Below are 18,197 nucleotides of genomic sequence, written 5' to 3'. Positions count from 1 at the left end.
CGAATTGGAGTATCAAATTATTTACCGCTTGTGGTGATGGCTTTTTTCCATTTGGTTTTGTCAACGTTATTAACACTCGCCCACTCTAAATTAGAACCGAGTAACGCGGTGTTGTCAATTGTGGCATTGTCGAATACCACCCACTGCAAGTCGCAACCCTCTAAATTTGTATTTTTTAAATCGGCTTTATCGAAATTTGCCTTTTGTAGATTGGCCCCTGCAAAACTCGTTTTTCCCAAGTTGGCATTTTTAAAAGACGCCCCGGTTAGAACCGCTCCTTCAAAATGCGCCCCCCGCAAATCAAATCCATCAAAGTTTGCGTTTGCTAAATCTGCTCCCTGAAAGCTCACCATAACTTTTGGATTTTTTGCACGCCATTCATTCCACTTCTCCGCGCCGTCTTTTACCATAGCGCATTGCTTTTCATCATAGCCAACAAGTGGCATGTCTGACCAACCAACTTTGACCTTTCCCTCTTCGCTGGCGGACACGTTTTCTCCAAATTTCATACCTGCCAAGTTGCAGTAAAACGTATTTACGTTTTCGAAATTGCTGTCCATAGCAACAATTCCCATGCAGTGAGACATGTACAAATTACCGTCTTTCAAATTGGCTTTACTAAAGTTTGCGCCAATAAAAGCCGCGTGCACGGCGTTCAGTTTTTTCATACTAGAGGCAATAAAACTCGCACGATGGAACATTCCGCGAGAACAATTTACCTTATCAAGCGTAGCACCGTCAAAGTTAGCCTCTATCGCCTTAACGTTTGTTAAATTGGCTTCCGACAGATTGGCATTCGTTAAGTTGGCATACCGCAAATCAGCATTGCTCAGATTTACTTTGGAAAGATTTGCTCCGCTAAGATTGGCATTTTTTAAATTGGCATTGCTTAAGTCCACCTCCTGCAAGTCGACTTTTTGCAGATTTACTTTGGCATGTGGATGAGCAACACGCCACATATTCCAATTTTCACTACCTTTTTTCAGTGCATCCAACTGCGCAACATCGTGCGAAGTACTATGAGCGCTCTTTTCGTCAGCAAATAGACAAACTAGAGAAATAAAACACAGGCAAACAACAAAGTTTTTCATAAAATTATTTTCCTAAAATAATGTATTTTTCGTTTTTGTACGTGTTTATGATAGCATATTTGCATTGTTTAAGAGTCAGGAAAATAAGTTTTGTATTTTGCAGTGGAGTGTAAATAAAGAATTGAAATTCTGAGGGCATCGCATATTAATGACTCACTTTAACTACTTTCAGAATTGCGATAGCATTGGTGGCATTTTTAAATACCATTTGCACATCTCGCCCAGCATACGCCGACTGAGTGTAGCTCACCACTCCAATTACATTTCCATATTCATCAAAAATAGGGGCACCACTAGAGCCCGTGGCATAATCGGCAGTAATAGTAACGTAAGGGATGTTCGTGGAACGAGACTCAGGGGTAAATAGTCGCGAAATAATTCCCGAAGTTAAGGAATAGTAGCGACGTTGAGGGTGGCTAATCACATACACTTTTCTCCCAATAGTCGGCTTCGCCAATGGAGCAGGCATGGGAAATTTGTGTCCGATGAGCTGCAAGACGACAAAATCATTGTGTTTATCTGCGGCAAGAACACGTTCAATTCCATAACATTTTTTATCTACAGATATGACAATAAAACGTTCTGCTTTGTTGTCGTCAATAACATGGTAACTCGTCACACACGCTCCCGATTCGCTTATCATAAATCCCGAGGAGGTAGCAACATGCCACTGGCTGCAATTTCCACACAGATATCTTTGCGCCACAATAACAACACTCTTTGTGTATTGTTGATAAATATCACTACCTGTCATTTTATGATGATTTGCCATGGGTGTTTTTAGCGTGCACTTGGTGGTGGAGAGTTGCGAGATAAGTTGTTTTGTCGTTGCTGTTTTTGTTTGTGCTATCTTTTCAAGCAGGAAACGCTCTGTTTCATGGTCTTCTTTACCAATAGATCCACGATAAGGGGTTGTGATTTGTGGGGGGGAATAAAAACAGCTACAGATAAAAAAGAGAAAGATGAAAAAAATACGCATGAGGTTTCCGGGTGAAAAAAGAGAGTCCGTAAAGGATTTGCACCTTTATCTCAGGCGTGGAAGGCCTGCACTTTACTAATTAAGCTAACGGACAAGTTACATGCTCAAACATCCACGAGGAATTGAACCTTATCTTGGGCTTTATGACGGCCCAGCGCCACCTGGCTTGTGGATACATAAATAGTATTGCTGGTAAAATGGTGAATCGAACACCAAACTTAGGCATTTGGAGGGCCTAGCGCACCTAGCACTTTACCAAAATGCAACCTATTTCCGAGCAAAACACAACTAAAAGATCTTTTAGGTTTTTGTTATCTACAAACAAGGGTGTAGACTCACTTATTATATCCCTAAAAATGTCAAAAATACAAATTTTTTCTTTTTTTTGTGTAGGGCGTGTCATCAATTAATCTTCATTCACTATTGAGACCTTCTAAATACTAGCGTCGTTGCTCCTTATTTAAATAACCTAGCTATGAGTTCTTTGAAACTACATAACAAAATGGTTTTGTAATTTTGATCGTAAGTAATAATACTTCAAACACTTTACACGACCAAATTGTACAATTGCAACTGCAAGTTGAAGTAGTTTCATTTAAATAAAACAACAGCGAACTGTTGGACATGGCCATTGTAACGCCTAGCTAGAATTTACAATGACTTTAATATTAAATAAACTTTAATTGATGACACACCCTAAAGCGGGTGATGGGATTTGAACCCACAACACCTGGAATGGAAATCCAGTGCTCTGCCAATTGAGCTACACCCGCGAAAATGGAGCGGACAATGGGATTCGAACCCACGACCCCAAGCATGGCAAGCTTGTGCTCTAGCCGCTGAGCTATGTCCGCGTAGAGTAATTTTATTGAATGCGAAGTTGAATTTTTTTCCATAAACCTTGTTGCTGTTTTTCACTAAACACAACATCTTCGTCTATACAAAAGTTTTCGGTTAAAAAATCATATGCTTCGCATCCTTGTTGTTCCAGATCTTTTTGCAGATCGCTTTCTTGGTACTTTTCATCTATTTGTTTTTGAAAAATAATATCGTTTGCGTAGAGTTTCTGTAATTTTTGTTGTTCTTCCACTGGTAACTGCTCATGGATGAACAATTCAATATTTACATCTGCACCATCGATATTTACACCTGCTCCATCGGCATTTCCTTCGTCCTGAGCATTTCCATTGTCTTTTTCGACACCCATGATATTCATCCTTTCAATTTATTTTTAAGGCGATGTAACCGCGAGTCAATTGTTCCAATCGGCGTTTTGAGTAGCTCAGCGATTTCTTGCCTTGTTAAACCTTTCATTAACAAGCTGAGTACTTGTCTTTCACCTTCGGAGATTTTTTGCAGTATCTTTTGTCGTTGTTCTTCTTGGATTAAACGTTTGCCAATGTCACTTTCGCGGTAAACTTGATCCAAGTGTTCGTCACTGATGCATTGAACTTTTTTCTTGCGCAAGCGATCAATGCAGCGACAGCGAACCAATTTCCAAATAAAACCTTCCGAGTGGATTTTTTGGCGTTGCTGCCATATCTCGGAAAAAACTTCTTGTATTATTTCTTCGGCATCTTCGCGATGGGATAAAGCTCGGTATGCATACATAAAAACCTTACTAGCATACTTTTGATATATTTTGTCAAACTCATCGCGATGACCCCTTTGTAATTTTTCAAGATCGATATCCGAATCTTGTTCGTCCTCGGTTTTCATAACTGTTCCTCGCTAAAAACGATCCATTTCGTTTGTACATTACGAAAATCGTTCACTGTTGTAAAAAACTTTCATAAAAATATTTTTTTTATTCTTTTTTGCAGATAGATACGTAAGCATGTAAGATATTGATTGGGTTTTATAAAGTATTTTTGACAGGAATCCTGTCAAAAAAATGGGGGAGGTCCACTTGCAAAATTTACACTCAAAATACAAATTAGGCAAAATCATCGGCAGTGGTGGTATGGGACGTGTTTACCTTGGTTATAATATTCAGACAAAGGAAAAAGTTGCGATAAAACAGATCATTTTCCCGGCAAATACAAGGTCACAAACACGAGAAAGAGCTATTCGCGAATATGAATTTCTTTCGGCGATCAATCACCCAAATATCGTCAAAGCGTACGATTTCTATGAAATAGGTGATCATATCTTTTTGGTAATGGAATATGCAGAAGGCGTATCTTTAGAAGAAATTATTCAAAATAAGCCATCTAGCCTCAGCTTGAAAGAGCAGCTTGCCATTGCCATTCAAATTTCACAAGCGGTGTACCTTATTAACACCGCTGGTATTATCCATCGCGACATAAAACCTCTCAATATCATGGTAGACGAACGACGTAAAAATGTAAAACTATTAGATCTAGGTCTTGGCAAGGATCTAGAGCATCGTCCGAATGATTTGACTCAAGGAGGTGCCGTCGGTACACCTGCGTACATGAGCCCAGAACAAATAGAAGGTCTCATTAGCAAAAATAGCGATGTCTTTAGCGTTGGAACAACACTCTATCAATTTTTTGCTTGGGCAAAACTCTCTCCTTTTCAAAAGGCAACGACAATATCCACTTGGAATGCTGTCACCAATCGCAATGTCCCCTCCCTATGGGAGATCTTGCCGCAACAAGCCAAAAATGAAGTTCCTATTTACCAAAAAATTTCATTGATAGTAGAAAAGTGTTTGGAAAAAGACGCACAAAACCGCTTACCTTCCTGTAAAGATCTCGTTGACGAACTCGCCACTATTTTTTACGAGTTAAAAACAGACTCGACAACAATTATTTACGACGATACCGTAATAAATCGCAAGTGGAAACCAAGTATCGAAGTTTCCAGTGAAGAGATTCGTAAATTACAGAAACTTCGTGCTAAGTATGGTAGCGATTTTGATTTGTCGCGCAGTAAACGTTACATTGCTAGTCGACGCAAACAACGACAAAATCAGTACATATATATTGTTATGTTTTGCTTCTTGCTCACAGGGCTTGTGATCGGTGTCACAATCAATCGCTTCGCGGGGCAGGAAACCGAAGAAAAACAACAGGCAACGGTAAAGCTGTCCGTGTTAGAAAAAAAATTACAAGATTGTATTTTAGCCGCGCAACAAAAACAGTTCCAGGAATGTGCACGGCAGCTCAGTGGAATGGAAAATATTCGCGATCACAAAATTTACACTGGTGACCCACTATGTAAACTCGTCAGTTATGTGTATCGCGGTAAATGGAAACGCGCTTTTGAACTTACCCCAGCGGTTCTACGTGCAGAAAAATACGGTGCTGTTGGCGTGTACTATTGCCTTCGCACTTTTGCTTGTCTAGGTCAGTATCACTTGTTACTCGTTTATAGCGATATTTTCGCGCGTAGATACCCACAACTACAACCGCAAATTTTTCATCCCGTGTGCTATTATCCATTGGGTCAGTTTGAAAACGCTTTTTTTGCACTAGGTAACTGGAACCCACATGATGATTTTCAACAACAAGAAAAGAACATCAACGACGCATTTTTACAATACTGGATTTTACACTCCCGCGACAAAGGCAACAACTGGAAACATTTAGAAAATTTTGTCGCAAAAAATTTAGACAAAACAGTCTTTGCACATATGTTACCTTTGCTAAAAGCACATGCCACCAAAAATCATTCCAAAGTGGCGAAATTATCGCGTGGACTTTTTTCACTGTATCCCGAATTGACGGAAACACGCTATTTCTATACACGTAGCAAAATAAAAGAGAATAAAGAACAACTAGCGCAGCTGTACCATACACAAAAAGACTACCCGCACTTTTTTTTGGTAAATATTTTGTTGGGAAAGTGGTCGCAAAAAATGCAATGTAACTTTACATTTAACAAGCCACTTTTTAACGCTTATGCAGACGCAATAAAACTTTCGATAAAAGTATATGCAAAAGATGACGAAAAACTTTCACAATTAGTAAATTTTATGGAGAACGGCAAAGATTTTATGGATCACCAAAGTAAAATAGAAAAAATACGTGGCAATAAAGCGACAAGTACCCTTTATCGTTGGCAAGCCATCCGTCGCGATCCACTACAAATTTCTTTCTTAAATAAGGGTGATTTACAAGAACTTCCCCTCGAACAACAATTGTTGCTTTTGCTGGATTTAAATTGGTACTTTTACCGTCTGCAGCGCCTCGATAAATTTGCCACAAAAAGTTTCAAAAAGAAAATCGCCAAAGCACACCCTCTGTTTCGCGAAAAAATTCCACAACTTGTGAAGAAAAAACCCAATATATTTTCGATGGTAAAAAATTACCACACTTTACCCGGTGACTTCCTATTAAATCTGTACAAAAAGTCGGGCATAGAACTTCAAGGACAAATTTTGCGTTGTCTACTTGCACAAAACCATCCGCAGTTCTCACAAGTTTTGAAAAACTACAAAGGAAAAGACGCGCACAAACTAAATACTTGGTATTCCATAGACCAAATATGCCGAAAATTTAAAGATGGCCTTTCCTCCACCCAAGCACATCAATTGCTCAAAAAGTTACAAAAATGTCAGGAACAAGATCCCCGCTTCTATTACGACTCTCTGTATCAACTAGAGTTGTTGCGCATTCGCAGTCTCTTACAAAAAAGCGTTGATGACAAAGTGCTAAAACTACTATATGATTTGGCACAAAAAACTTCACGTTATTCTTTTTTCCACAGTAAACGCTTCCCCACACAACACGTATATGACGAATTCGTAAAATATCTCCCTGTCAGTGTGAAGGTTTACATCCGCCAAGCAAACTTATACCGTAAATTACAGAAAATGGCGTTGGCATATCGTCATGTTCAATTTGGTTTTTACTTACTCAAGTTGACTTCGGAACAACAAAACTGGTATCGTCAGTTAGAAAACCTTGAGCAATCGTTATTAAAGGTTTTAGAGAAAAAGTAGTTGTTGCGGTTCTATTCACAAAATCAGATTTAGTTAATGACACACACTAATTTTTTTGTAAAATAGAGCTGTGCTGCCAATAATAAAAAGTTTATTGGTGGTTTTTGGTTTGCTTGGGTGTCATATGGAATAGTAATGGAGATATAAAATGATAGAAGTTGTCGTTGTCCTCGACTATAACCCACAAAAAGTTCCTCAAGAAATGTTTACGCAACTTTGCGAAAAGGCGTACAATCCGCTACTCAACATGTGTAACGACTTGATGTTACCTACAGTTCACGCTATATCGGGGCGTGTTCTTGAAAGACTACATACACAGCGTCAAGAAGAAATTATCCAATCGCTTAAAAATATGGTATCCAAAGAGCAGAGTATCATCGCCACAAAAGGATTTAGTAGTGCGGCTTTTACACAACTTTCCAAGACTGAAATACTCCATCAACTAGGATTTGCACACGAAGTAAACAAAGAAACTTTTGGTAAATCGACAAATATTTTCATGCCTCAAGAGGGATGGATTGATGTTTATATGCCTGGTATTTTAAAGAAAGCTGGTTTCAAATGTGCTCTTCTTTCCGGAAATTGCATCGTCGATTTTTACAAAAAAGCACCTGAGAGCACCTCGACCATTCACAAAATGCGTGGTTTAAAAAACTCACATATACATGTTATTTCAAGCTATACAAACGGCCTTGTCAGTTCAGAGGAAAAAATCAACGATTTATTCACCGGTAAAATTACCGCGAAAGACTTCACCAATGAACTATTTCACCTTTTTGATAAAGCAGATAAACCCGTTCTAATGTTACATGTCAGCGCTGAGACACCATTTTTTCAAGAAGGTCCACGTTCAGCAATCCAAAGACTGCGCTTTTTTATCGAAGGACTACAGGGCGCGGGTAATTTTCACTTTTCTCTACCTTTTCCGCTCATCGAACGAGCAGAAAATGAAGCAGAGCTGGGCCCAGCGCTCATTCAAGACAAAAGATTACACCAACTTGCAGCACAAGCACGAGATCTCATTATCGAAAAAGAGAAAAAAGATCCCGAAGCATTGGCAATTCGCAAAGCATGGAAAAGTTTACTTTTTGCCCATGACTATTGCTTTACAGAAGAATATCTCGAACAACTAGACTCCTCTTCAAATCAAATGCAATACCAAAATGTTGCCGATTTATACATCCAAGCATGTGAAAGAGCTCAATTAGCCATGAAAAATGCATTAGACGCATAGGCCGGAAAAATTATGAATACGAATGTTTTACACAAAAAATATTGTTTTGAAAAAATCCTAAATGAAACAGCGTACTACACCGACCACAAAGTTTGGCATAACTCGTGGAGAGAATACGTGGTTGTGCGCGTGATTAAGGATTTACAGGGGTCTCAAGATTTTCTATACGACGAAGCACAAACTTGGATTGAGGTCAGTTCACATCCCAACGTGGTATGTGCATATTTTACCAAAACTTTTGATAGCAAACCGTGTCTGTTCATTGAAAACACCGTGGGGAAAAATTTAACATCGATCCCGTTGCAGTACTCAACGGAAAACTTTCCGCAAATTTTGGAATTTGCCATCCAAATTAGCCAAGGAATGGAATATCTTCACGATGAAAGAGTAGTGCATGGTGCCCTTCTTCCCGACAACATTATCGTTTCACAAAATGGACGTATCAAAATAAACAACATTCGTTGGGAGTTTGCCGAAAATTTAGAAAACGCCGCACGAGGTTTGCGCCCGTTATTTACAGAAGATCCCTTTGACTTTGACGCACAAAAAATATATAAAAAATTTGCAACTCTTCCTCCCGAATTTTTTCTCACCACCAACTTTTCGTGGAAAGAAAATTTTGCGGCCGATGTGTATGCATTTGGTATGCTTGTGTACTACATGTGCACGCGCGAATTCCCCTTTTACTTCGAAGGCAATTTGAAAAAACTATTCGCTTTCTACACACGCAAACACGAGCGTGGGAGTATACCAACTTTAAAGCAAAAATATTCCTATGTATTCAATGAGTTTTCCGAACTAGTTGCGTCGTGCTTGTCACCTTCGCCACAAAGTCGTCCTTCTTTCGCCACAATAAAATCGAATCTACACAAAATATACGAAAGCTATACAGGCATCAACTACATAGCGGAAACATTTCCTGACACAAGTTTACTCTCTATATCCCTCAATAACCGTGCTCTTGGCGAAATAGACAATAAAGATCCGCAAAAAGCCAAAAGTATTTTACGTGACGTCTCACTTCTGCACACCGATCGTATTTCTGCCATTTTAAATCTGAAATTACTGCAACTACGCGAACAAAAAATTTCATTGCGCGAATGCTTGGAAAGTACCAAAGATCTTCAATACATAGATCCGCAAAAAATCATTAGATTTCAGTGTATGGTGTGCCTCGAATTTGGAAGTTTTATTCAGGATATGGTCGAAGAGTTAGACAAAATAACACAGAAAGACGAACAACTACAATTTCTCGAAGGCTTGCTATACTATCGCATGGGAGAATACGAAAAAGCACGACAGATATTTCGTTCCTTAGTGAAAACGGAAAATGCCACTCAAGAGTTATGGTACCTGATGGGAGCAAGTTGTCTTGCACTACAAGATGAAAAAAGTGCCCACCAAGCGTGGAGCGAAGGGCTCAACTATCCTTTACCATATTTCGACCTATTTTTAGCTTACGGAATGGTGGTAACCTCAATGGGAGACTGGCCAAAAGCCAGAGAATATTTTGAAAAAGGTTTTCACAGCGAGGCACTCAAAATACAACACCCCAAAAACAACTGGAGTCATGTACGTACATTTTACACAAGAAGAAACATCATCGACTTGGCGATCACCAAGAAAAAGAGATATATATCGGTAACCACAATTGATGGTATTGAGCATATTTGGAGCTGGCCACAAGGCGAAAAACAGCAACAAGTACAAAGTTCCATGCAAATTCCGCTATCACGAACTGGACGCATACACCGTAGCTTTTTTAGTGAACATATGAGCGATATTGTTTTTGGTGAGAACAAAGAAGTGGGAATTTCGATTCACGGCGACTCGAACATCAAAATATGGAATATGAAATCGCACACATGTACACATGAATTAAAAGAGCACAACAAGGCGGTAACCAGTATTGCCATTACCAGCACAGGTAAGCTTTTTGTTTCGGGAAGTCTCGACAAAACGGTAAAGGTGTGGAACGTAGAAAATGGCGAATGTTTGCTCAGTCTCGACGAACATGAAGATTGCGTCAACTGTGTTGATATTTCCAATGAAGGAGACATTGTTGCTTCGGGAAGTTGGGATAAAACTGTACGCGTTTGGGATATACTCAACGGTGGTTGTATTGCGCAAATGTGCAATTTGCAAGGAGACATCACCTCTCTATCTCTTAGCTCTGATGGTTCCATGGCGGTTTCAGGAGATGCATGCGGTAACATTCACATTTTGGATGTGCCCTCCAATACAAAAATAGCCATGCTACAAGGAAACCGCAAAAGCATCACGCAAATTACGCTTTCTCGTGACAAATCCATTATCATTGCTGGATATGTCGACGGTACAGTACGCGTTTTTGAGGACATCAGCTTGCGACGCTGTCCTTGTTGGGTAGAATCCCCATTTGTCCTCGATCGTTTAACGCAACCCGTATCACTGGAAGAACGGCAGCAAGTTGCTTTTTGGCAAGACAAGGCGGAAAACTTTATCCACAACAACAAAGTCGAAAAGGCCCTTGATTTTTACAAAAAAATCCTCGATACCACCAATGAAAATTTGTATCTAGAAACATTGAAGAATGTTACGGCCATCACAAAAAAATATGGAGCACGCTCACGAGAGATCAATAATCACAAATTAATCTCCATTTTTTACCACGACAGTGGCATCAAAGACTTTCTAATTCTTAATGATGATTATTTCTTCTCCATCTGCGAGAATAGTCGTCTATACCGCTGGCAAGTCTCCGAAAAAAGTTGTGATGTTTTTTGGCAAAAAAGCAAATACGACTTTTCGTGCTTTGTAATGACACCCAACAAACGCAACCTGTGTTTTGGTGATAACAACCACTTCGTACATTTATGGAGTCCCGAGTCTGACAACTGGAAAATATTGGAAGGCCATACCAATAATATCACCTGCGTAAAAACAATCAATGACACACTTATTTCCGCAAGTTCTGATGGAACAATTCAATTTTGGAACCATCAAAGCGGAGATCCTCTTGGTATATGTCAAAGTATCGACTACATCACCGACTTAGCAATAACCGACGACCATTCGGTTATTATCAGTAGTTCTCTACAAGGCAACATCAAATTTTGGGAAACATCCACCCAAAAATGTATATTACAAACCAACAAAACTGCTGGTCCAACTTCACAAATTAGCATTCTCGATCCGGAAAAAGCAGCGATGGTATCTTGTGGTACCGATGGTTGTTTAAAAATATGGAGTATGCGTAGCGGAAATTGTAACGATGTATATAAAATCGCCACCAATGAAGCGCTTACCTCTATGTCCATTTCCCGAGAACAGAACGTTGCACTGCTAGGAAGCAATCGCGGTAATTTATATCTTTGGGACTTTGAACAAGAGAAATGTATAAACCAAATACAGGCTCATACCGGAAAAGTAGTCAAAGTTCATCTCGATCCACAAGGATTTTTCGGTTACTCGGCAGGAAGTGATGGAATTATAAAACTGTGGGCCTTCGAATGGCAATTTTAAGGAACGACGATGACACACGAATTAAAACTATACCACTATTGGCGCTCATCTTCATCATGGCGTGTGCGTTGGGCTTTAGAGATAAAAAAAATCAAATATGAATCCATCGCTGTAAATCTACTGAAAAAAGAACAACAGTCTGCGGAATACATTGCGAAAAACGCCAGTGGATTTGTGCCATGTTTAGAAATAAATGGCCAGCCCTTTGGCGAGTCTCTCGCAATTATTGAGTGGTTAGAAGAACAATACCCCGAGCCCAGCTTATTGCCTAAAGATAGACACGAAAGACTAAAAGTACGACAACTAGCTTTGATCATTGCTGCGGGTACGCAACCATTGCAAAATTTAGCGGCACAAGTTTATTATTCGCCAGACAAAGAAAAACGCAAAGAGTATGCCCAACATTGGATCAACGCTGGTTTCGCTTCCTATGAAGCAACAATGTCGGCAACCAGCAACTACAGTTTTGGTAACACAATCACTCTGGCAGATTTATGCTTGCTTCCACAATGTTATAATGCTCTGCGATTTGGGGTAGAGTTGGAAAAATACCCCAACATTTTCCGCGTATACAACAATTGCATTGAACTAGAGAGTTACCAAAATTCCCATCCAGACAAACAGCCAGGAGCTGTTGTATAAAAAGCCGTAAGGGAACAACGTGGAAACAATCATTAACACCAAACGTTTTACCATTTTGACAACGATCCTCTATACACTCATTGTTATTGTAATATGCGCTCCCTACACTGCAAAACATTTTCACTACGTGGGTAGAGAAAACGGTGTATTGGAATATACGAGCAATATTGGTTACGTGGTGGCCATGATCATGGCCATCATCATTGGAATCAACTTGCGCAAAAAAATAACCATGGCATGGATCGCACTTTTTGCGTTAATGCTAATGCGTGAGTGTAGTTTACATAAACTTTTCACCAAACGTAGTATGTTTGGTGATGGTTTTTATCTCAGCCCTGAAATCCCCATCATCAAAAAAATCATCGGCGGTACTGTTTTTTTGGCCATCATCATTGCCGCCATGTTTTGCCTATATAAATACGCAAGAGATTTTGTCACACAATGTCGAAAAACTCCGTGGAGATTTTCACTTTTATTGGCCATCATGTGCACGGCAATGTCCATTGTTGTTGATAAATGGGTACATCGTTTAGTGAAAAAACTCCATGGTTCCCTACACACCTGTAAAATGTGCATCGCCATAGAAGAAAGTATTGAGTTGCTCATTCCCATTGCCTTTATTGTGGCAATGGTACAATACTTTTACGACCACAAAAACGTTGAGTAACCTATTCTCATACAGTTATTGCAACAGCTCAACTATCTACATTACTTTGAAGTAACTCTTTTAACACGCGACTTTCCTGCAACACCTTGTTTTTTTCTCCACAACACTCTATTTGACCATTTTCAAAAACAATGAGTTTATCTACATAGTTCAAGGTCGAAGTTCTATGCGAAATGGTAATCATCGTTTTCTCAGGGTAGTTCTTTTGCATATACTCTTGGATATGCATCTCTATTTTTTGGTCAAGTGCTGCTGTAAACTCATCAAAAATAAACAAATCACAATCTTTTAGCATCGCACGCGAAATAAAAAGACGTTGTTCCTGTCCCCCCGAAAACTTAGCTTGCTTGTGGTACAAACTCGCCAGTTCATTTTCACTATCTAAAACAAAATCGAGTGATTCAGTTTCCTGGAGTATTTCCATAACGCGGTCTTTTTCATAATCATTTCCCAAACAAAGGTTGTCCATGATCGACAAATGAAACATATACGGCTTCTGCCCAATCACACTAATATTCTTGCGCAAATCAATAGTGTCGTACTCTTGAAGACATACACCGTCCATCAGTATTTTTCCTTGCTGCGGAGAATACAACTTCAGCAATAACTTGCACAATGTACTCTTTCCCGAACCATTGCAGCCAAAAATCCCCACTTTTTCCCCTTTTTTCACACAAAAAGAAACATTGTGCAAAACTAGCGAATTTTTGTCATAGGCAAAACCAACATCGCGAAACTCAATCGTATCTTTAAAACTAAAAGCTAAAGAGTTCATTTGCTGCTCAGTGTTCTCTACGGCGCGGTCCTGTAACTTAAATATTTTTTGGGCAATGGTAGTACAAGTCAACATTTCACTGTATGATTTTGATAACTTTCTTAGCGGATCAACTATGACAACAACCGCGGCATAAAAAACGAAAAAGTCACCCGAGGTCATCTGTCTTTCCAGTACCATCCGTGCCGACAAAACCAAAACAAAAACCCCTATAATCGAAATAAGGACTTCCGTAATAGGACTAGTCGCTGATCTCAACGTCACGAATTGCATGCGCTTTTGAAAATTCAATTGTTCTTCTTCATGTAATTTGCGACAAAAAAACTCTTCCACCGTGTGGTTTTTCACACTATCAATACCGTGAAAAGCATCTTGGATTACCCGGAGAACGTTACTGTCTTGTCGTAGATTCTCTTTCAACTTTTTGCGAAAGCTCCTGCGTAAAAAATATAAAATGCCCAAGAAACAAGGTATCACCGCAAAAAGAATCACCGCAAGCAGCCAATTTACCGCAAAACAAATCACAAGTGAAACAATGATCTTCAGTGGCTCGCGTTGCACTTTACCAAAAAAAAGGGAGAGACCACCTCGCAAAGAACGAATTTGTTTGTGAAGTACGTTGATCGTGCTCGCACTGTCACTTTTCGCGAAAAACTCCATTTTGGCTTGGATGATTTTGCGAAAAGTGTCCTCGCGAACGCGAATTAAGGTCTTATTGCCAATGTAATTGCTCACATAGTCATGACTGAAACGAAAGATATTTTTTAACACAATCATCGCGGTTAAAAAAGACATGCTAATATATAAAATGTTATAGCGATTATTCAAAAAGTCTTCGCCGAAAACAGCGACAACAAATTCCCCCAATTCGCCCCAAGCACTAATTTGTGTCACAATGCTCTTATCACCCTGAAACAAACAATCACCAATAGGCTTGAAAACCGCCAAAGAAGCCACATGTGTCATGGAGATAAGAATGGACAACAACACAGAGATAATAACAAGACCTTTGTGAGGCTTTACATATACCAACAACCGTAGAAAGGTACGTAACATATTGGGTGTTTTTTTCCTGGTATTCGCAGGTAGCTCTTCTTTTGCGTTCATGATCTATTTTGACCTTGCTTTCTTTTTTTGTGTTTCATTTGTCGTCACTGTGAATTATAAATAACTTACTTTTTCAACACATAAACCTTATCTCTTACAATCTCGACGACATTATCTCCCTTCACCAATTTAGCCACTTCGCCATTCAAAACCAAATGAAAAAATTTACCCAGATGGCTCTGCGGAGAATTGCCCAAATAATAGCGATGATTCACTCCCGTCTTCGTCACATCAATATACAAAACATTGTTTGCTAGCACAAACTTTTGTCCACGGCGATTTTCAAGACCTCTTCCCAAACGCCTTGCTCCCGTTTGCAAGCCTGCACTACCTAAAACTACATCATTTTTGTTAAAAACTATGTACACTTCATTCGCAAAATCGATCTTGTCCACCCACGACACATGGTTTTTTCCTTCAGAACACGGAGCATTTATCACCAAAGTGTCAAATAACTTGCCTAATGGACGCTTATAAAATTTCAACAAAGTTTCCTCTAACACAATACTACCCATGCTATGTGTTAACAGAGTAAACTTCATGTTCGTTTTCTTCGCATTGCGGTACTTCTTAATACTTTGTAAAACACCATATAAATATTTCGCCGCGAATCGCGCTTGGTCTTCGGGATAGCCAAACCAACTGCTACACGAACACCAGTGGAACATCATCACCTTAGCGGAATAATCCTTTTCCAAACCATAAATCAATTTTTTGTCAAAAGCTTTTTTGGGATGGTTACCACGCCCATGTACAAACAAAATAAAATTATCAACTTTATTCTCAACGGCCTTGTCAAGAAACGTAGCTATCGTACCGTAAACATTGCCTTCCTGTGAAATAACATATACGTTTTTATTGGCATCTACAATAGCGGGAGATCCTGGTGAACTACAAACCCTTATAAAAATAGCACCTAAAATGACCAAAACTAAAGCCATATGCCCCAATTTATTCCGGATCCACATATCATAACTCCTTAATTTTTGCCCACGTACTACGCGGAATTCCCAGTAGTCCAGGAACAGGTGAGGTGTTTTTGTTGCAATCCACAGATGACTTTGCGCGTTTTCCCAAAGGTGCAATTCTCGTGGTAAGAATGACCCATCCCGCATGGACACCTATATTTTACAGTGCTAGCGCTGTGATTGCGGAATCTGGTGGGCCGTTGTCTCATGGTGCGGTAACCGCGAGAGAAATGCAAATACCCGCCGTTATGGCAGTCAAAAATGTATTGCATGTGCTGGAGAACGGTCAAAAAGTAAAGGTTGATGGTGCTACGGGGAAAGTGTTTTTGAATGTAGAGTAACAAATAGTAATCCAACAGAGTTTTCTCTGTTGGATTTTAAATTCTACACAAGTGCGTCTCAATTAGTTAGAGAGCTTACCTGTGTACTTGCCGTTTTCTTTCAAGGCGTCGATTAGCTTTTGACCTTCTACTTTACCAGTAATGGTGGCTTTTTTTGTTGCAAAATCAACTTCAACTTTTTCCACACCTTCACACTTTTCTAATATCTTCGCAACGCGAGGAGCACAGCCGACGCCTCACGTCATACCTTCGATATCTAGGGTGACAACACCGTCCATCTTTTTCGTAGCGGTATTTTCGGTATTTTCCGCTTTTGCTGTTGTGTCAGCGATTTCTTCAATCACTGGCTCAGCGTTTGCTTGGTTTTTCGCAGGAGCGTCACCTTTGGTGTTATCTGCTTTTTGGTTTTGAGTATTGTTATTATTATTGTTTGCTGCATCTGTATTTGTTGCTGTATTATCACAGCCTAGCACTAGAAAAGCGCATATGGCTAAAACGATTACTTTATTCATGATATAATTCCTTTTCAAATAAATTGTTGTAAGTGAATACTTGTGTAGGGTTATTATGCTACAGAAAAGTGAACGTTTACACAATAAAATTTTGTATTGGGTATCAAGTTGTAAAAGAAAAGTTATAATAAAATATCTTCGTTGATAGACAACATCTAAATTTAGAGAGGAAATTTATGGAGCAGGCACAAGATGTCATTCCTCGATATGTGACGACTTATCGAAATCGGAATTGGTTGTAGAGGTAACGAATAAGAGTAATACGGTTGGTTTTGGCTAGAAAGTTGTGCAAATAAAAATGCGTTGTGTTATCGGTGTCGAATGTGGGTTTAATTTTGGGATTAAAAAAGCCCGTGAATTAGAGAATTATGTGGATAATTTGAGAGTTGTGGAGGAGTGGCCGTGTTTTGATGATCGTGATTTTCGACCTAAAATCTTGCAGATTTTTAAGTATTGGTCTTATGTTTCGCGAAATACTTGGACTATTCGCGCAGAAATTACATAGCTGGCTCTTTGTACAAGAACCAGCTTGTTTTTATTTTTCTACTAATTTTAAATCACCATGTTTTTTCACTTGTTCTAGACTTGCGCTACTTGCTTTGCGAAATGCGTCGCTTATAGTGATGCGCGCGGCAATGGGTCGATGGTCACTGGTCTGCTCGTTGTCGGGAAAATCTCCTGACTCTACGATAATTTCACAGTGATATTTTTCAGGCTTGATGGTCGTAAATATAAAGTCTAGTACTGAGTTGAAAAAGTGATGAGATTGTGTTTTTACCAATTCGTTAGGACGAACCCAGTTAAAAACACCATCTTTAGTTAGGTAGTCAAAGCCACGGTCGTGCTTTTTTTCTCCTCGTTTGACATCCCAATCGAAATTGTAGTCACCTACAGCAATTACCGGGACTTTTTGACGGCTTGCCCAGTTATTTAAGAGCTTCGCTTGCTTATGGCGGTAATACCATTTGGTACGGTATAAGTGATTCACCATAAATAAAAAGGTTTCGTCGGTAATACGATCGTGAAGTTTTGCCACTAGAGGGGAACGAACTCTACCATTAATATTTACTTCATGCAGTTCAAAGGATTCTAACATTTTGAAGCGATTTTTGTTATAGACAATCAATAACCGCTGGTCATCTCCTGTAGACCCTAGAACAGAATCAAATTCGTGTTCTTCGCCTTTTTCCGCTGCTTTTTCGAACAATTGTGCCGCGTTTTTTCCTTCGACCTCTGACAAGCCCCAAATATCATAACCTTGAAAATCAGCAATGCGTTTTGCAACAACATGTTCGTCTGATCCTGTGGACTCTACGTTCCAGGAAATAATCGACAGTTCTTCGGCAAACAAAACGGAAAAAGCAATTATCATCCCAAATAAAAAGCTAATGCGTTTCATTTTTTTGCTCTTTTTAAATTAAGAGTATCCGGTTAGGATTTCCTTTAGAAAACTTACTGAATGTAA

At 39.4% G+C, this 18,197-nt stretch carries 15 protein-coding genes, 3 tRNA genes and 1 pseudogene; 7 read left to right on the top strand and 12 right to left on the bottom strand.

Annotated features, from left to right (window positions below; genetic code table 11):
• Positions 1-17 precede the first annotated feature (17 nt).
• The 7 genes from UABAM_RS21020 to UABAM_RS20990 all read right to left on the bottom strand — a co-directional run bounded on the left by UABAM_RS21020 (position 18) and on the right by UABAM_RS20990 (position 3,789).
• Positions 18-1,091, bottom strand: coding sequence for a pentapeptide repeat-containing protein (locus UABAM_RS21020; RefSeq protein WP_151969963.1), 1,074 nt, complete (start codon positions 1,089-1,091; stop codon positions 18-20).
• Between the two features lie 145 nt (positions 1,092-1,236).
• The gene (locus UABAM_RS21015; protein WP_151969962.1) at positions 1,237-2,070 is read right to left on the bottom strand and encodes a S1 family peptidase; all 834 of its coding nucleotides are present in this window, start codon (positions 2,068-2,070) and stop codon (positions 1,237-1,239) included.
• A gap of 22 nt (positions 2,071-2,092) precedes the next feature.
• Positions 2,093-2,163 (bottom strand) — tRNA-Gly (locus UABAM_RS21010).
• Between the two features lie 607 nt (positions 2,164-2,770).
• Positions 2,771-2,843 (bottom strand) — tRNA-Gly (locus UABAM_RS21005).
• Between the two features lie 5 nt (positions 2,844-2,848).
• Positions 2,849-2,924, bottom strand: a tRNA-Gly gene (locus tag UABAM_RS21000).
• An 11-nt stretch (positions 2,925-2,935) separates the two neighbouring features.
• On the bottom strand, positions 2,936-3,277 hold the full coding sequence (locus UABAM_RS20995; RefSeq protein ID WP_151969961.1) for a hypothetical protein: 342 nt from the start codon (positions 3,275-3,277) through the stop codon (positions 2,936-2,938).
• Positions 3,278-3,282: 5 nt separating this feature from the next.
• Positions 3,283-3,789 carry an RNA polymerase sigma factor gene (locus UABAM_RS20990; RefSeq protein ID WP_151969960.1) on the bottom strand — a complete coding sequence of 169 codons (507 nt, stop codon included), beginning with the start codon at positions 3,787-3,789 and terminating at the stop codon, positions 3,283-3,285.
• 190 nt (positions 3,790-3,979) lie between these two features.
• Between UABAM_RS20990 and UABAM_RS20985 the strand changes: the two genes are divergently transcribed.
• From UABAM_RS20985 to UABAM_RS20965, 5 genes are all read left to right on the top strand, one after another.
• On the top strand, positions 3,980-6,982 hold the full coding sequence (locus UABAM_RS20985; protein WP_173013468.1) for a serine/threonine-protein kinase: 3,003 nt from the start codon (positions 3,980-3,982) through the stop codon (positions 6,980-6,982).
• Positions 6,983-7,130: 148 nt separating this feature from the next.
• The gene (locus UABAM_RS20980) at positions 7,131-8,216 is read left to right on the top strand and encodes a polysaccharide deacetylase family protein (RefSeq protein ID WP_151969958.1); all 1,086 of its coding nucleotides are present in this window, start codon (positions 7,131-7,133) and stop codon (positions 8,214-8,216) included.
• A gap of 12 nt (positions 8,217-8,228) precedes the next feature.
• Positions 8,229-11,720 (top strand): protein kinase, encoded by a 3,492-nt coding sequence (locus tag UABAM_RS20975; RefSeq protein WP_151969957.1) that lies wholly within the window; start codon positions 8,229-8,231, stop codon positions 11,718-11,720.
• 9 nt (positions 11,721-11,729) lie between these two features.
• Positions 11,730-12,362: a maleylacetoacetate isomerase gene (gene maiA, locus UABAM_RS20970; protein ID WP_151969956.1), complete on the top strand. Its 633-nt coding sequence runs from the start codon at positions 11,730-11,732 to the stop codon at positions 12,360-12,362.
• A 19-nt stretch (positions 12,363-12,381) separates the two neighbouring features.
• Positions 12,382-13,029 (top strand): hypothetical protein, encoded by a 648-nt coding sequence (locus UABAM_RS20965; protein WP_151969955.1) that lies wholly within the window; start codon positions 12,382-12,384, stop codon positions 13,027-13,029.
• Positions 13,030-13,057: 28 nt separating this feature from the next.
• Here the strand turns inward: UABAM_RS20965 and UABAM_RS20960 are convergent, their stop codons facing one another.
• Together UABAM_RS20960 and UABAM_RS20955 are read right to left on the bottom strand one after the other, a co-directional pair.
• Positions 13,058-14,911, bottom strand: a complete 1,854-nt coding sequence (locus UABAM_RS20960; RefSeq protein ID WP_151969954.1) for an ABC transporter ATP-binding protein — start codon at positions 14,909-14,911, stop codon at positions 13,058-13,060.
• 65 nt (positions 14,912-14,976) lie between these two features.
• A complete protein-coding gene (locus UABAM_RS20955; protein ID WP_151969953.1) occupies positions 14,977-15,879 on the bottom strand; it encodes an alpha/beta hydrolase in 903 nt (300 codons plus the stop codon).
• A 65-nt stretch (positions 15,880-15,944) separates the two neighbouring features.
• Between UABAM_RS20955 and UABAM_RS20950 the strand changes: the two genes are divergently transcribed.
• Complete coding sequence (locus UABAM_RS20950; RefSeq protein WP_261343900.1) at positions 15,945-16,220, top strand: PEP-utilizing enzyme; 276 nt, start codon at positions 15,945-15,947, stop codon at positions 16,218-16,220.
• Between the two features lie 62 nt (positions 16,221-16,282).
• Here UABAM_RS20950 and UABAM_RS20945 read toward each other — a convergent pair.
• Together UABAM_RS20945 and UABAM_RS20940 are read right to left on the bottom strand one after the other, a co-directional pair.
• Positions 16,283-16,438, bottom strand: a pseudogene (locus UABAM_RS20945) (cation transporter); the annotation flags it as partial.
• Between the two features lie 18 nt (positions 16,439-16,456).
• A complete protein-coding gene (locus UABAM_RS20940; protein WP_151969950.1) occupies positions 16,457-16,732 on the bottom strand; it encodes a hypothetical protein in 276 nt (91 codons plus the stop codon).
• 370 nt (positions 16,733-17,102) lie between these two features.
• On the opposite strand from UABAM_RS20940, the gene UABAM_RS34015 reads away from it, so the two are divergent.
• Positions 17,103-17,237 (top strand): hypothetical protein, encoded by a 135-nt coding sequence (locus UABAM_RS34015; protein WP_261343899.1) that lies wholly within the window; start codon positions 17,103-17,105, stop codon positions 17,235-17,237.
• A 30-nt stretch (positions 17,238-17,267) separates the two neighbouring features.
• Here the strand turns inward: UABAM_RS34015 and UABAM_RS20935 are convergent, their stop codons facing one another.
• Positions 17,268-18,131 carry an endonuclease/exonuclease/phosphatase family protein gene (locus tag UABAM_RS20935; protein WP_151969949.1) on the bottom strand — a complete coding sequence of 288 codons (864 nt, stop codon included), beginning with the start codon at positions 18,129-18,131 and terminating at the stop codon, positions 17,268-17,270.
• Between the last annotated feature and the right edge of the window lie 66 nt (positions 18,132-18,197).

Origin of the sequence: Candidatus Uabimicrobium amorphum, assembly GCF_009002475.1 — a bacterium.
GTDB classification, from domain to species: Bacteria; Planctomycetota; Uabimicrobiia; order Uabimicrobiales; family Uabimicrobiaceae; genus Uabimicrobium; species Uabimicrobium amorphum.
The sequence above is the reverse complement of the archived record's forward strand: the minus strand, read 5'-3'. Positions and strand labels throughout refer to the sequence as shown.

Excerpts from the sequence above, each read along its gene's own strand:
- UABAM_RS21020 (WP_151969963.1), bottom strand. The coding sequence starts at position 1,091 with ATGAAAAACTTTGTTGTTTGCCTGTGTTTTATTTCTCTAGTTTGTCTA.
- UABAM_RS21015 (WP_151969962.1), bottom strand. The coding sequence starts at position 2,070 with ATGCGTATTTTTTTCATCTTTCTCTTTTTTATCTGTAGCTGTTTTTAT.
- UABAM_RS20995 (WP_151969961.1), bottom strand. The coding sequence starts at position 3,277 with ATGGGTGTCGAAAAAGACAATGGAAATGCTCAGGACGAAGGAAATGCC.
- UABAM_RS20990 (WP_151969960.1), bottom strand. The coding sequence starts at position 3,789 with ATGAAAACCGAGGACGAACAAGATTCGGATATCGATCTTGAAAAATTA.
- UABAM_RS20980 (WP_151969958.1), top strand. The coding sequence starts at position 7,131 with ATGATAGAAGTTGTCGTTGTCCTCGACTATAACCCACAAAAAGTTCCT.
- UABAM_RS20975 (WP_151969957.1), top strand. The coding sequence starts at position 8,229 with ATGAATACGAATGTTTTACACAAAAAATATTGTTTTGAAAAAATCCTA.
- maiA (WP_151969956.1), top strand. The coding sequence starts at position 11,730 with ATGACACACGAATTAAAACTATACCACTATTGGCGCTCATCTTCATCA.
- UABAM_RS20960 (WP_151969954.1), bottom strand. The coding sequence starts at position 14,911 with ATGAACGCAAAAGAAGAGCTACCTGCGAATACCAGGAAAAAAACACCC.
- UABAM_RS20955 (WP_151969953.1), bottom strand. The coding sequence starts at position 15,879 with ATGTGGATCCGGAATAAATTGGGGCATATGGCTTTAGTTTTGGTCATT.
- UABAM_RS20940 (WP_151969950.1), bottom strand. The coding sequence starts at position 16,732 with ATGAATAAAGTAATCGTTTTAGCCATATGCGCTTTTCTAGTGCTAGGC.
- UABAM_RS20935 (WP_151969949.1), bottom strand. The coding sequence starts at position 18,131 with ATGAAACGCATTAGCTTTTTATTTGGGATGATAATTGCTTTTTCCGTT.